The 15,160-nt window shown below is 48.3% G+C and carries 13 protein-coding genes; 1 reads left to right on the top strand and 12 read right to left on the bottom strand.

The window, feature by feature from the left end:
• Positions 1 to 10: 10 nt before the first annotated feature.
• From VC28_RS04770 to VC28_RS04710, 12 genes are all read right to left on the bottom strand, one after another.
• A protein-coding gene (locus VC28_RS04770; protein ID WP_156184284.1) for an IS3 family transposase occupies positions 11 to 1,119 on the bottom strand; the annotation gives its coding sequence in 2 pieces (ribosomal slippage) (positions 11 to 858 and positions 858 to 1,119; 1,110 coding nt in all).
• 200 nt (positions 1,120 to 1,319) lie between these two features.
• Positions 1,320 to 2,723: a 30S ribosomal protein S12 methylthiotransferase RimO gene (gene rimO, locus VC28_RS04760; protein WP_049629640.1), complete on the bottom strand. Its 1,404-nt coding sequence runs from the start codon at positions 2,721 to 2,723 to the stop codon at positions 1,320 to 1,322.
• 201 nt (positions 2,724 to 2,924) lie between these two features.
• A complete protein-coding gene (locus VC28_RS04755; protein ID WP_049629639.1) occupies positions 2,925 to 4,100 on the bottom strand; it encodes a MalY/PatB family protein in 1,176 nt (391 codons plus the stop codon).
• A gap of 237 nt (positions 4,101 to 4,337) precedes the next feature.
• Positions 4,338 to 4,778, bottom strand: coding sequence for a tetratricopeptide repeat protein (locus VC28_RS19695; protein WP_053094153.1), 441 nt, complete (start codon positions 4,776 to 4,778; stop codon positions 4,338 to 4,340).
• Between the two features lie 139 nt (positions 4,779 to 4,917).
• Entirely contained in the window at positions 4,918 to 5,574 is a 657-nt protein-coding gene (locus tag VC28_RS04745) for a hypothetical protein (RefSeq protein ID WP_049629638.1), read from the bottom strand.
• A 144-nt stretch (positions 5,575 to 5,718) separates the two neighbouring features.
• The gene (locus VC28_RS04740; protein ID WP_049629637.1) at positions 5,719 to 6,468 is read right to left on the bottom strand and encodes an HNH endonuclease family protein; all 750 of its coding nucleotides are present in this window, start codon (positions 6,466 to 6,468) and stop codon (positions 5,719 to 5,721) included.
• Entirely contained in the window at positions 6,465 to 7,712 is a 1,248-nt protein-coding gene (locus VC28_RS04735) for an AAA family ATPase (protein WP_082191660.1), read from the bottom strand. Before VC28_RS04735 ends, VC28_RS04740 begins: the two co-directional genes overlap by 4 nt.
• A 436-nt stretch (positions 7,713 to 8,148) precedes the next feature.
• On the bottom strand, positions 8,149 to 9,756 hold the full coding sequence (locus VC28_RS04730; protein WP_049629636.1) for an FGGY family carbohydrate kinase: 1,608 nt from the start codon (positions 9,754 to 9,756) through the stop codon (positions 8,149 to 8,151).
• 65 nt (positions 9,757 to 9,821) lie between these two features.
• The gene (locus VC28_RS04725) at positions 9,822 to 10,163 is read right to left on the bottom strand and encodes a DUF1820 family protein (RefSeq protein ID WP_049629635.1); all 342 of its coding nucleotides are present in this window, start codon (positions 10,161 to 10,163) and stop codon (positions 9,822 to 9,824) included.
• Positions 10,164 to 10,327: 164 nt separating this feature from the next.
• Entirely contained in the window at positions 10,328 to 11,887 is a 1,560-nt protein-coding gene (locus VC28_RS04720) for a DHA2 family efflux MFS transporter permease subunit (protein WP_049629634.1), read from the bottom strand.
• Positions 11,888 to 11,942: 55 nt separating this feature from the next.
• Positions 11,943 to 12,974: an HlyD family secretion protein gene (locus VC28_RS04715; protein WP_049629633.1), complete on the bottom strand. Its 1,032-nt coding sequence runs from the start codon at positions 12,972 to 12,974 to the stop codon at positions 11,943 to 11,945.
• Entirely contained in the window at positions 12,971 to 13,522 is a 552-nt protein-coding gene (locus VC28_RS04710; protein ID WP_082191408.1) for a MarR family winged helix-turn-helix transcriptional regulator, read from the bottom strand. The genes VC28_RS04715 and VC28_RS04710 overlap by 4 nt, the downstream gene beginning before the upstream one ends.
• Before the next feature lie 191 nt (positions 13,523 to 13,713).
• Between VC28_RS04710 and VC28_RS04705 the strand changes: the two genes are divergently transcribed.
• The gene (locus VC28_RS04705; protein ID WP_049629632.1) at positions 13,714 to 15,099 is read left to right on the top strand and encodes a DEAD/DEAH box helicase; all 1,386 of its coding nucleotides are present in this window, start codon (positions 13,714 to 13,716) and stop codon (positions 15,097 to 15,099) included.
• The last annotated feature ends 61 nt before the right edge of the window (positions 15,100 to 15,160 follow it).

Below are 15,160 nucleotides of genomic sequence, written 5' to 3'. Positions count from 1 at the left end.
CACTCCCCCATTAATGAGACATTTCTAAACTAGAGTTTTCCAGTTGTGCTCGATAAGCGGCTGGTGGTAAATGACCAAGGCTTTCATGTGTTCGTTCCTCGTTGTAATCCATTCGCCAAAACCAGGCCATTTCACGCACCTGTGTTAACGATTCAAACAAATACGCATTTAAAAACTCGCGCCGGAAAGAACCGTTAAAACGCTCAACAAAACCATTTTGCTGCGGCTTGCCCGGTTGGATATAAACAAGCTTGATATCATTTTCTTCGCACCAATCCGTTAACCTTGCCGATATCAGCTCAGGTCCATTATCGACACGTAATTGTGTTGGTAATCCACGTTCAATCTTGAGCTGCTCCAGCGTGCGAACCACACGCTCAGCCGGTAATGATGTATCTATTTCAATGGCCAAACACTCACGCGTTCCTTCATCCAAAATATTCAATGTACGAAAGCGTTTGCCGCAATACAAACTATCGTGCATAAAATCCAATGCCCATTGATGATTAGCTTGCGCAACAACAACCAACGGTTGAACAATTCGCTTAGGCAATACACGTTTAACACGACGTTTCAAATTCAGGCCCATCTGGCAGTACACACGATATACGCGCTTGTGATTGAACAGATAACCTTTGTGGCGAATGCGACCGTAGCATTTCCAGAAACCTGCTTGCGGTGAGCGTTTTAGTTCGTTGTTAATCGCATCAATGACAGCAGCATCCCGCTTACGCCAGTCGCTTTCAGAGCGGTAGTAACTGGCTCGACTGATATCTGCCAACTTGCAAGCACTGGCAATATCAAGACCGCGTTCAACCAGGGCCCGGGCGCAACTTTTCCTCTCTGCTGTCACCAACCCTTTTTTTCAAATAACTCCTTCATCGCCTGGTTTTGAAGGCTGACATCAGCAAACATTTTTTTCAGCTTGGCGTTTTCTTCTTCAAGCTCGCGCATGCGTTTAAGTTCAGAGTTATCCATACCGCCGTATTTTGATTTCCAGTTGTAGTAAGTCGCGTTGCTAATACCGTGCTTACGGCAAGCTGCTTCTACTTTCACTCCTGCATCCACTTCTTTGAGAATGCTGAATATCTGGGTTTCAGTAAATCGTGATTTTTTCATAATGGCCTCCTGAGGTAATATTCTCAGAAAACTCCAGTTATGTCTGTCTCAGGATAGGGGAAGTGGACAACAACCTCTGATTGTTTTACTGCACTCATAATTATCTGTTCAGTGTAGGGCAAAGCGTAAAGACAACGCATAAAAAAATCCCCCACTGCGTGCGCAAATGGGGGATTTTTCAGACAGCGGGCATGCTCGCTTTACACTTTCGCGCCCCACAGGTCATATTCGTCCGAGTGTTCAATCAATACATTCACCAAATCACCCGGCTTCACGTTTTCTTCGCCGTTCAAATACACGCAGCCATCAATTTCTGGTGCATCCGCAAAGCTACGGCCAATCGCGCCTTCGTCGTCAACCTCATCAATCAACACCTGTAAGGTCTGACCGACTTTTTGTTTCAAACGTTCAGTTGAAATCGCCTGTTGCAATTGCATAAAGCGGTCATAACGCTCTTGCTTGATGTCATCAGGCACCGGATCGGGCAATTCATTCGCCTTGGCACCCTCAACCGGCGAGTATTGGAAGCAACCCACGCGATCCAATTGCGCCTCTTGCAAGAAGTCCAACAATTGTTGGAAATCCTCTTCAGTTTCACCGGGGAAGCCCACAATAAAGGTGGAGCGGATGGTGAGATTAGGCACTTGCTCACGCCAGCTTTTGATGCGCTCCAGGGTTTTTTCAACCTGACCCGGGCGACGCATTTTGCGCAGCAGTGTCGGGCTTGCGTGTTGGAATGGAATATCCAGATACGGCAATACTTTGCCCTGCGCCATCAGCGGAATGATGTTGTCCACGTGCGGATACGGGTACACGTAGTGCAAGCGCACCCACACACCCAGCTCGCCCAATGCTGCCGCGAGCTGGTACATATCGGTCTTGAGCGGGCGACCATCCCAGAAATCGGTGCGGTGTTTGATATCAACACCATAGGCCGAAGTATCTTGCGAGATCACCAGCAACTCTTTCACGCCCGCCTTGACCAAGCGCTCCGCTTCGCCCATCACCTGGCCAATGGGGCGGCTCACTAATTTCCCGCGCATATCGGGGATGATGCAGAAGCTGCAGGAATGGTTACAACCTTCAGAGATCTTGAGGTACGCGTAGTGGCGCGGTGTGAGTTTGATGCCTTGTGGCGGCACCAAGTCAGTAAAGGGGTTGTGCTGGGGCGATGGCGGCAAATGCTCATGCACTTGCGACAGCACCTCTTCATAGGCGTGAGCGCCAGTAACGCCCAATACATTCGGGTGAATCTGGATGATTTCGTCTTTCTTGGCACCCAGGCAACCCGTCACCAACACTTTGCCATTCTCGGCCAAGGCTTCACCAATCGCACCTAATGACTCTTGCACCGCGCTATCGATAAACCCGCAGGTGTTCACAATCACCATATCGGCATCGTTATAGGTCGGCACAATGTTGTAGCCTTCCATGCGCAGCTGGGTCAGGATCCGCTCGGAATCCACCAGATTTTTAGGGCAGCCGAGCGACACAAACCCAATGGTATTGCCCTTGTTGGCACCGCCAACCGCTTGACTTGCAAGGGTTTTCGCCGGGGTTTCCAAGGTGGTGGTCTGTGAAGGGTCGAAGGTATTAACAGTCATAAAGTCTCGCGCAGTGAAGGAGGCGGAAAAGAGCCTGAAAAAAGTCGGCGGATTGTACATGAAGCACGTAAAACTTCCATCCAAATCTGGATAAAAAACAACCAAACAAGAATGAGAAAACCCGTCGTGCCCATCTGGCTGGTCAGGGGGATTCGCCATTAGCCCTGCGCTTATAACGCAGAGCCGTAATGCAGATTCCCGTTATATGGGCATGCGTTCACACGCGCTGCGGATCGCTTCCAGCGCCTGCACAATAACGTCCTTCCGTGTGCCGATATTCATGCGCATAAAACCGCTACCGCCCTCACCAAACACCGTGCCGGGGTTCATGCCGACTTTGCAGGTTTTGACAAAAAAATCACGCAGGGCTGCATCGCTCAAACCCAGCCCGCGGCAATCCAACCACAGCAAGTAAGTTGCTTCGGGTTTGATCATGCGGATGCGCGGAATTTCACGGGCGATAAAGTCCGCCGCAAAATCCCGTGTGGTTTCAAGGTAGGCCATCAACGCATCCAACCAAGCATCTCCCCCGCGATAGGCCGCTTCAAATGCGGTGATACTGAGCGGGTTGTAATTGCCCACATGCAGCGCTTCAAACGCGCGCTTCATTGCAGTGCGCTGTTGTTCATCAGGGATCACTAACGCCGATAATCCCAAACCGGGAATGTTGAACGTTTTATTCGGCGCAATCGCGGTGATAATTTTATCGCCCGGTTGTGCAAGGCGGCCGAGCATAGTGTGTCTTACACCGGAGAACAGTAAATCGCAGTGAATATCATCCGAGAGAATAGTCAGGTCATAGCGGCGCGCGACTTGCAACACCTGCTGCAATTCCTGCTCAGTCCATACACGCCCCACCGGATTATGCGGCGTACACAGCAACAATAATTTCGCACCGTTTTTTGCGCAGCTTTCCAAATGGTCAATATCCATTTCATAACGGCCATTTACTTCGCGCAGCGGGTTGTTCACCAGTTGGCGGTTATTCGTGGTGACCGCTGAAAAAAACGGAAAATACACCGGCGGCTGCACAATAACGCCCTCGCCCTCCTGCGCAAACGCTTGCACCGCCGCAAACAAAGAAGGCACCACACCCGGTGCCAACACAATCCATTCGCGTTTGATTTCCCATTGGTGACGGCGCTGAAACCAATCGATGATCGACTGATACAAACTTTCAGGATAAAGCGAATACCCAAACACCGGATGCGCAATCCGCGCTTGCAACGCCTGCACAACACAATCCGGCACCGCAAAATCCATATCCGCCACCCATAACGGGCTGACATCGGTAGTACCAAAATATTGCTGACGGCCATCAAACTTTACGGAGTCGGTATTTTCGCGGGAAATGATTTGATCAAAATTAAAAGGCATAAAAAGACGCTAACCAAAGGAGGGATAAGAACGGGTTTGGTTGCATGATATACAACAAATTGCAGCATGGGCAATTTTCACGCCTTTGCCCATACCAACTCAAAATGGATGATTCAGCTACTCGAAAATTTTCTTAGCAGTGGGTCTGCATAGCAAGGTAGGTTTGCGCAAAAGCAATTGGTGGCTTTCTTGAATCGCCATTTTGGGCGATGAGATAACAGGCGTACTGGGTAAGCATTACATCATCAATCTCACGCTGGTGCCCGAGCCTAACTCGACCATTTTCCCGAGGTCGGCAAAATGGTCTGCAATAGCATGACACAAATGGTACTCCGCCTCTGTATGCCCTAATGCAACCGCCCTATTCCAATAATCAATAGCCTCAGTTTTATTTTCCTTAACCCCGTAACCAAAAAACAACATATATCCCAAATTGCTAAGCGCACTAATTTGCAACTCGACATATTCATCAGGAATATCATCCAACAGAGAAAGTTCTTTCCATAATGCTACTGACTTTTCGTACTGCTCATTTCTGTAATGACAAGTACCGGTATAAAACAACCTCTCTGCTTGCGGCGAATCTTCAGTGAGCTTTATATCCGCCAATGAGCATGGTTCATTGGCGAGTACGAAGTGAGAACAGAGGATTAACATTAAAAAAGGAAGTATTTTCATTTTCTTTCCTTGTGAAGAGCGATGTTCAATCTTGGGCTTTCTTCAATGCAAAGGTAATTGTTCATGTAGGTTGGGCAGCTATGCCCAAAATTTTTTGATCATTGAATAGATTTGTTGGGCATGACTGCCCAACCTACCGCTACTCACTTTCAGCCTTAAGCACCTCAGCAGCCTTTAATAATTGCAATGTCCGCCCTATATCGGTTGATTCAACAACTGTAGTTTCCTTTCCACTAAATCGATTCAATATGTGAGTAACAAGTTCATCCATAGTGATAATTTTGATATTTATTTCAGCACCATATTTTAAAAAGCGATCTTTCAGAACTTTAGAGTTTTCGAGTCTTTCACGATATTCCTGCGCATCTCTGCCGCGCAACTTGGTCACGGCAATATAATAAGTAAATGAAGTTTGACCTGTTTGATCCTGAAGGGTTTTGAGGAAAGCACATAACCACTTGGTGGAGACCAATTCCCTGAAATACTTCCACCCTTCCCGCTTTTGAAAATCTTGCGAGCGCTCGTTATATTCCGCCTCACCCTCAAGAACAGCCAACCACTTTTTAGCATCAAACCCGCTTTGCCACGATTTACAAGTAACAACAGAAACACGTTCACTGCCTTTTTTAATTGGTGAAAAAGCCAATATATCGATATCGGAATGAACAGAATCTTGTTTTGAGCTGTATTGCTCATCATCCTTCGATGGACGAAATTTAACATTATGCTTCACAAACCAACCATCTTGTGAAACAAACCAATCCGCCACAATTTGTTCAAGAATGTCTTCTTTCAAAGCTAATTCCTAATTTATTTCGATAACGTTATTTTTTATCATGAGGCTGCTAACGGCCAAAAGCGGAAGTTTGAGATTAGGCCATTGGGCAGTCTATCTTGCTGCTGTTTTAAAGTTAAGAAAAAAGGGCCCAGCGCATACACATTATTCCTCTTGCTCTTCGATAATTCTCTTTGCCTGATGAAATGATTCACATTTTCGAAGATAATCTTTGCAAAAACCTGATAACCTTTCAGAAGGGTTGGACAAGAGCTCTATGGTTTCTAAAGCTTCCCTTATCCGTCTCTTTCTATGTGCTCGTTTAATATCAGTATCAGCCTGCATATAATCATTTATCGCAAGATTTAATGACTCACTAAAGTCATGTAGGCTCACCAAGATATCTGCTCTAGGCTTCATCAATCGAACAGAATTTAGTCCACACACCTTTATGGTTAATTCTCCAATCTCCTTGTAGGGGTTGTCATTTGCAGAGATTTTAATATCTTTGTAGTGGAAGACCTCGTCTGGATCTACATCATAAGGATTAACTATCGGCGCTATAATAGTGTCGTGATCATCTTTACTTCCGTTGCATCTTCTGCAAGCTGGTAAAAAGTTTTCCCATTGAAAAGCCAGATTTGGATATATTGATTTCGGAGCAAAGTGTTCAACTTCGATATTTCCACTTTCTCCTGGCTTGGTTTCACAGAAAGCACATTTCTGAAATGAACTATCGAATAAGCTATTTTTAATATCTTGGTGCCTGTAATGAACAAGTAGCTTCTGCTTTTCTTCCTTTGAGATTTTTGAGTAACTTCCATTGACAGAAACAGCATTAATTAACTCAGATGTCCATTGGCTCTCATTGTGAGCAAGTATGTCTGGTTTGGACTTGCGACTTAACTTAATCATTGTATGGCCACCATAGACGCATACTTAGCCTTCAGCACCGTCAATATTGAGTCGCTTGGATGTGCGATTTCTGCCAAATTGGTAATCGCTTGCTTTAACTTATCTACAGATCCTGATTCAACTATATCAAAAGCATAAGAAATTGCTTTTTCGTATTCTTTGTTGTCTAAACTCACAACCCCCATTACTTCTGATAGGATTTGATCTGTATTCCAACCTGAGAACTTCTTCGGACTCGGCTTTAATCGGTACTCACTTTGACTCGGGCTTCTTGTCATTATAAGAACTTCATTTTCTTGAGCAGAAGAAAGCAAGTGTGGCGAATGTGTTGTAACGATGAACTGTATATTTGGAAATAGATTTACCAATCCATTTCTCAACGTAAATTGCCACTCAGGGTGAAGATGAAGATCTAGCTCATCTATCAATACAGTGCCTGTTGCCTTAGCTGCAATCCGTTCTCCTTCTTTTCTAGTTCCTTCAATCCACTCGAATATATTAGCAATAATAGTCAATACTGCTTGAAAGCCAGCAGAAAGCTCCTCTATGTAACATTTCTCTCCATAAATGGAAAAAATTGGTTCTAGATCTCTACCTGTCTCAACATAAGAAAAGTTACTGTTAAATGGGGCCAGCAATGGAAGTGATGCAATCATATGAGCCCAGTTAGTCCTCTCCTCTTTTGCCCATTCTTTATCAATTATAAAATAACGATTAATAAACCATTGTTTAATGTTGCTTGCCTTTTCTCCATACAATGACTTTGTACCATTCGAGGAGTATTGTTTTATCTGCGCTTCGTAAGTAGCCTCTCTGGTCAGTCCCCTTATTTCTTGATACTTAATACTTCTTTCTGTACCAATAAACAGAGGGCAAAAACCATTCAATTTATCTGTCGACTGATGCACTGAAAAAGACTCTCGGCCATTTTCAATTTCGGGTGCAATCCATAACTTTATTTCTTGCTTTCTATATCCCTGAACACTAATGGAATTTTTCGCAAGCCCAATTCTCTTTTTTGCTCCGACAACGGTTAAGTCCGTCCAAAATTCGGCACCCTCTTTGAATCTTGAGTACTGAATTGAGCTGTGATTAAAGCAGTGAGAAATTCCTGCAAGAATGGAGGTTTTTCCGCAACCATTAGGGCCGGCGATAAAATTAAATCCACGATTAAACTCAACATCCAGCTCACTAAATTGTCTAAAGTTTTTTAAATGAAGCCTTTCAATATGTGTTGTTGTCAATTTTTTATTCCTCATGGGTAGCATTACCCAATGTATCTATCCAAATAAATATTTTAAATTGCGCTTTGAGCACATTCCCGCCCTTCACTCTGTTGAGGTTCGCAAGCTCAGTCTGCGCGACCCGCCTTAACCTACAAATGCATATAAATAAATTGCGGTGGAATTTTTACGTGGACATTTGAGCTGATTAAAACTGCAGGAGAGAAGCGAGGAGATTAGGGGCAGATGACGATGTAAAAAGAAATGCTTTTTAATGTCCATAATTCCATAGCAGCCAAGTCAGAGCTTATCCAAAATTCCATAGTGCTTTCCCTACTCTGCCGATACTGCTGTGGTCATTCCTATGACTGAAACCGCAAAGACTATGCGGTTTATTGCGCCAGATCATATTACACGTTATTACACGCACGCAACCGGTGTGTTGGTGCAGGCGCTTTTAGATGTTTAGCCATTCCCCCATCGCCCGTTGCCATATTGCAAAACGCTGTTGCAGTGCCGGGTTTGGTTGTGGGGTGAATATGTCTTCTTGTAGTGGAGGCTTCCAGCTTTGCGGTAAACCGGCGGCCATGCAGGCGGCACCTTGTACGGTGGCATCCGGGTTGTCGCTGCGGTGGACGTTGGCGTGGGTGAGGTCGGCAATTTTTTGGCAGACGGCGTCGGCTTTGCTGAAGCCGCCGCTGATGATGATTTTTTTGGTTGCGCCCAACTGATTCATTAATTGCACGTTGATAACAATTTGGAAAATAACCGATTCAATCCACGCGAGAATTTTTTGCTCTGGCGATAATGTTTTGCTGAACTGCGGTTGCAAATCCGTTCGCCAATAAGGTGCGCTTAATCCGCCCACAGCATTTAAAAAATAACAATCACCTGCCGGATTTAATAACAGCGCTTGTTCCATTTTTTGCGGCGTAATATCCACACCGGTTTGTTCTTTTATAAAACCTATTGCAGACGCTGCACCGTTTACGGTTGCCTCCCATGCGTAGAGGGGTTTGTGCACTGGCTCATGTTCACATTCATATGCATAACAGGTTGGCGATGCAACTTGCGTAGGTGATGATAAAAACGTTTGCGAAAAATTGGCTTCATACGGAAACCATAACGGGCTGATAAGCAAACCGTCTGGCGCGTGCAGGTTGTCGCTCATGCGTTGGATAAACGCGCCGGTGCCGATATTAATGTACACACTATCGGGTTCAGGTAAACCGCGTGCAAAAAGTGATGCGCCTTGGTCGCGTGCGCTGGCGGTGAAAGGAATTAAATGATCGCCCAGTTTTAGGTTGCCGAAGTGGCTATTGTGATAAAGGCATTGCGGCAATACTGCGCGCGGAATGTTGAACATATCCAATAGCGATTGATCCCATTCGTTGCGCTGCAAATTCCATAACAGCGTGCGCTGCGCGTGGCCGGGATCGACAAGGGTATTTTTATGACCTGCGGAATCGCCCTCTAGCAAGTGCCAAAAAAAATAACTGACAATCGGCCCAATACTGAGGCGATTATTTTTTTGCGCTTGCGCAACACGTACATTATTGTCCAGACACCAACGCATTTTGCTTGCGCCGTAATGTGGCGACACACGCAAACCCGTTAATTGTTGTGCTTGTGTATGCGAGAGCGAAACGGCATTTAAATAGGGCTCGCCGCGAATATCTTGCCAGCTCAATACCGGTGTAAGCGCTTCACCGGTTTTATTATCCCAACATAAAAGCGATGAGCCCTGCCCTGCAAAACTCGCAGCCTTGATGCGTTTTATATCATCGCCCAAATGTTGTTGGATGTTGTGCAAACACTCGCGAATGCCGGACAGAATTTCCTCGGGGTTTTGTTCAATATGGGGATACGTAGAATCGCCCACAACATCGTCCACAACATGATGCTGCGTGGCGCAAGCAGCGGAATAACTGCAGATGTGTTGGCCGGTGTGCGTGTAAACCGCAACGCGGCTGCTTTGACCGCCCTGATCTATTGCTAAAAATAAATCAGTGGATGACAGATTGGTGGTGAGGAATGAATCGGAAACGCTGGAGGGTTTTGACATAACACTTGCCTAATGGGGTTATTAGGCAAGTGTAGGATGAAATGAAAAAATTACTCGCCTGTTTATTATTCCCCTAAGTTGGGGTTTGGCATAAATCCGGCGTAGGGAAAAGGAGTGACTTTATCCGCACCGCCTTTAATATCGATAATTTTGGCTGGGCCTTCTTTTTCCACTTCATCGATACGCACAATGGCGTGCATCGGAATGTAGGAGCGTTTTACGCCAGCAAATTCATTTTTGAGCTTTTCTTCTGCCGGGTCGATCAACAGCCCGCTGCGCTCACCAAAGACAAACTCTTCAATCTCAATAAAACCGTACATCTCACTTTGGTAAATCGCCGAGCAAAATACTTCGTAAACCTGACCCTGGTTAAGGAATATCACTTTGTAAACGGGTTTGGCTGCCATAACGTTCTCTTGGTCACTCGCTGTATTACTTGATCAATCATAAAAACAGGGCGATGGATTCGGGCACCCTGCGAGGGCGCGCAGGATAACATATGTTTTTACTATTCTCGCCTCACCTGAACATTTTTCATACAGGCCGGTTAGTAGATTCGGTTATGACAGGTTTAATCTGCTGCGATATTCACCGGTGCCGCGTGTTTGGGTGGCGCTTTCAGCAGCAGCAATAACGGCAAGGCGGCGATGGTTACCCACATCATCAATTGAAAATCCTGCAAGTACGCAAGCGTAGCGGCTTGGCGCTGGACTTCACTGTTGATCGCCATTAGCCCCTGCGTGGTGCTGATGTCCCAATGGCCGGACTCGCCGACTTTGGAAAGCGCCTGATTGTACGGGGTAATGTAATCCGCAAAGGCGGCGTGGTTTTTCTGGATGTTTTGCTGCAATTCCGCCATCACCACCGAGATACCAATGCTGCTGCCGATGTTGCGCGTCAGGCTAAACAGCGCGGTGCCTTCATTGCGGTAGCGACCTTCAAGGCTTGCAAAGGCAATGGCCGACAGCGGCACGAAGATAAAACCAAGGCCAACCCCTTGTACAACGCTGGTGCGGATGATGTCCCAACTGGTGATGCTGGTGTTGAACAGCGTCATTTCCCACAGCGAAATGACCGTCAGCAATAACCCGAAAAATACCTGGTAGCGCGGATCTATTTTGCCTGCGATCCTGCCCACCACCATCATCGAAAACATCACACCCATGCCGCGCGGTGCCATCACCAAGCCCACATCCACTACCGGATACCCCAGCAGGTTTTGCAGAAACGGCGGCAACAGCGCCATGGTCGCGAGCAAAATAATCCCCACTACGAACATAAAAATCAGGCCGATGGAGAAGTTGCGGTCTTTAAAAATCACCGGTTCGATAAACGGCTGCTTGTAGGTGAAGATGTGGCTGATAAACCAGTAAAAGCCCAAAGCCATGAGGATGCATTCAACAATAATTTCCGGGCTATGGAACCAGTTTTGGCTCTCGCCGCGGTCCAGCATCATCTGCAAGGCACCGATGCCCAAACTTAAAAACGCAAAACCCAGCAAGTCAAAATGGCGGCTTTTATCGACCGCCGTTTCTTTCACACTCGCCATTACGCCCAACCACGCCAATATCCCCAGCGGCACATTGATGTAAAACACCCAGCGCCAACTGTAATGCTCGGTAAGCAAACCACCGAGTGTCGGCCCGAGAATAGGCCCGAGCACTACGCCCATCCCCCACACCGCCATCGCCTGACTGTGTTTTTCTTTGGGATAGGTATCGAGCAGAATCGATTGCGATAACGGCACCAGCGCAGCACCGAATATCCCCTGCAACAAGCGGAATATCACCACTTGCGACAAATTCTGCGCCGCGCCACAGAGCATAGAGGCGATGGTAAAACCGGCAATAGACCAGAGCATCAAGCGCTTGCGGCCAAAGCGATCCGACAAAAAACCGGTAAGCGGCAGAAAGATCGCGGCCGCGACAATATAAGAGGTCAGCACCCAGGAGATCTGATCCTGAGTCGCTGACATGCTGCCTTGCATATGCGGCAAGGCAACGTTAGCGATGGTGGTATCCAACGCCTGGATAATGGTCGCGAGCATCACCGAAGCGGTAATCAAACCCGCATTCACAGCGGGTTTGGCACTGGCGGCGACGGGTGTGCGGTCAAGTGTTGCCTGTGACACAGCGTTTTACCTCGCTGGCGTTTAATCAGATTCTGTGGTTTATCAATTCTTTTGATCAAATAGATAAGCCCAGCAGCGAACGTTTGTAACCTGTGTCAATTTCGATACGGGTACTCAAACCGGCCTGTAGCGCCGGAGCATTCTGGTTGGGCTGGATACTGATGCGTACCGGCACCCGCTGGGCGATCTTCACCCAGTTGCCGGTCGCGTTTTGCGCGGGGATGACTGAAAACTCGGCACCGGTTGCGGGGCTAATACTTTGTACTGCACCCTCCCAAGTGATATCGGGATAAGTATCCACATGCACTTTTACGGTCTGGCCAACACGCACGTGCGTTAAATCGGTCTCGATAAAATTCGCCTCTACCCACAGGTTATCGCTCGCCACTAATGACATCACCGCGCTGCCCACCGCTAAAAACTCGCCGACTTCTGGCGGCTTGGTGACTATGCCGTCTTTTGGCGCGGTGATGCGGGTGTAATCCAGATTAAGCTGCGCTTGCTCGACTTCGGCTTGCGCCGCGCGGTAACTAGGGTGCTGCTCGATGGGCGCATCCGCATCGCCACCCAGGGATTCGGCAATGCGCTTCAAATCGCGCTCAAGCGTAATCACCTGTTGGTCGCTAACACGGCGGGTGTGGCTCACTTCATCGTACGCCGCTTTGGCAACCAGCTTGCGGGTAGCCAGATTGGCCTGGCGCTGCTGCTCGGTAATGGCGTAGTCGCGGTTGGCCATCGCCAGTTGCAATTCGGATTGCTTTTCATCGTAGCTGGCATGTAATGCAGCAAGGTTGGTGCGCACCTCGGCCAATTTGGCCTCGGCCTTGGCGAGAGCAACCTGATAAGGTTTTTGATCCAATACCAGCATCAACTGCCCTGCTTTCACGCTGTCATTTTCAGCCACCAAGCGCTCGGCGACCGCACCGGCAACTCGCGGGCGAATGCTGAGCACATCGGCTTTGGTATAGGCGTTATCGGTGGTGGCATAACGGCCACCAGACAAATAAATCACCACGCCGACCAATCCCAATAACAACGGAATCACTACCAGTAGTAAAAAGCGGCGTGATTTTAATGCATCAGTCATTTTTCACTTACCTCACTTTCGTCTCTTGTCTGCTGGCCTTTACTCATCGCCATCAGGTTTTCATGCACTTTGTTTAATCCCACAAACAGCGCCTGCTGCTGTTCAGCGCTTAAGCCAGCAAGAGCGCGCTGCTGGAACTCAGCCGATGCGGCGGTGATCATTTTCACGATGGGCGCAGCGGCAGGTGTTAAAAAAAGCTGGAAAGCGCGGCGGTCTTTAGGATCGGGACGGCGCTCAATCCAGCCCTGTTGCGCCAGCTGATCCAGCAGGCGCGCAAGGCTGATCGGTTGGATATCCATGAAATCAGCCAAATCCACCTGCCTGATCCCCTGCCAGCGACGCACGCCCAGCAAGGCTTTGGCTTGGGATAAGGTCATTTGGTACTGCTCGAAGTAGTGGCCAGCAATACGGCGTGTAAGACGGACGTTATCCGCCAGCAGGAACCCCAGATTTTCCTGCTCGGGAACTAGCGCTCCCACATCTGAATGCGGATCGATTGAATGTGGGTCGCATGAATGCGGATCGGCGCTGGAATCATTGGTGCTCATAAACCATCCTCATAAAAAGCTAAATATATAATATACATAGCTTACTATTTTTCCAAAGATGACTTTGGCCTGAAGCAGGCGTGAAAAACGTCTTGTGGTTATAAGATGGCCAAGAAAAGCGAGGTGTTAGCCGGATTGGCTGTTTAAACGCTATACTGCGCGCCCTTTCCGTTTTTCCAGTCGATTGAATTATGAATTTCGCATCACTTGGCCTTGCGCCCGAACTCCTCCGTGCCGTTAAGGTAATTGGCTTTAAAACCTTGACTCCGGTGCAGGAACAAGCCATTCCCGCCGCGCGCCGCGGTATAGATCTGCTCACTACCGCCCAAACCGGTACCGGTAAAACCGCAGCCTATAGCCTGCCGGTACTGCAGCAAATGCTGGAAAAGCCCAAAGGCACCGAAGCCGGTTTTGTGCGCACACTGATCCTTGCGCCAACGCGCGAGCTTGTGGAGCAGATCGCCAAGGCGATACAGGAGTTTGCGCAGTTCACCCCGTTCAAGATCGCCAGTGTTTACGGCGGCGTTAAAGTAACCAGCCAAGGCGCTAAATTGCGCGCGGGCGTGGACATTCTGGTCGCCACCCCTGGCCGCCTGAAAGAACATGTGGAGCTGGAAAACGTCAGCCTCGCCAAAGTCGATTTTGTGGTGTTGGATGAAGCCGACCGCATGCTGGATATGGGCTTTGTGACCGATATTCACGCCATCCTCACCAGCATTACGCGTAAACACCAGACGCTGTTTTTCTCGGCCACCGGTTCGCCGCTGGTGACCAATCTGTCCAAACAGGCGATGAACCGCCCCACCCTGATTACCGTAAGCAAGCGCAACTCGGTCGCGGAGACGGTTGACCACGTGCTTTACCCAGTGGACAGCACGCGTAAATACGAGCTGTTTATCCAGCTACTGCGCGAGCAAAACTGGTATCAGGTGATGGTATTCAGCAGCACCCGCGAAGAGGCGGAGAATCTCACCAAGGCACTGAAAGTCGATAAGATCGATGCCGCCGTTATCCACAGCGAGAAAACCCAAGGCTCGCGCCGCCGCGCATTGCAAGAATTCAAAGAAGGCAAACTTCAGGTTTTAGTTGCCACCGAAGTGGCTGCACGCGGGCTGGATATCCAAGGCCTGGATTACGTTGTGAACCTCGATCTGCCTTTCTTTACTGAGGACTATGTACACCGCGTCGGCCGTACCGGTCGCGCCGGTAAAAAAGGTGTGGCCATCTCGTTGGTGACACCAGCAGAAGAACACAAAATCTCGCTGATTGAAGAAGTGATTGGCACCAAGATCAAGCGCGAAAAAATCAAAGGCTTTGAAGTGACCGAGCAAGTCGTCAAAGTGGTTTCCAAACCCACCGGATTGATGAAGTTAGCCGCCAAACCTGCCGGTAGATCAAAAGCAGGCGATCCAAAAAAATCCGCGTTTGCCAAGGCGGGAGCCAAATCCGGCAAAAGCGCAAATACAACCAAAGGCGCGAGCACAACTAAGGCGGCATCCAAACCAAAACGTGCAGGTTCCAAGGACGCCCGCCCCGCCAGCACGCTCGGCCGCTCGACTCGCCCGAAGAAGAAATAACTCAGTCACCTTCCTGACTCCCTCTCCCGCTTGCGGGAGAGGGCTGGGGTGAGGGGCATAA

It is taken from the genome of Cellvibrio sp. pealriver (assembly GCF_001183545.1).
In the GTDB taxonomy this organism is placed as follows: Bacteria; Pseudomonadota; Gammaproteobacteria; order Pseudomonadales; family Cellvibrionaceae; genus Cellvibrio.
The sequence above is the reverse complement of the archived record's forward strand: the minus strand, read 5'-3'. Positions and strand labels throughout refer to the sequence as shown.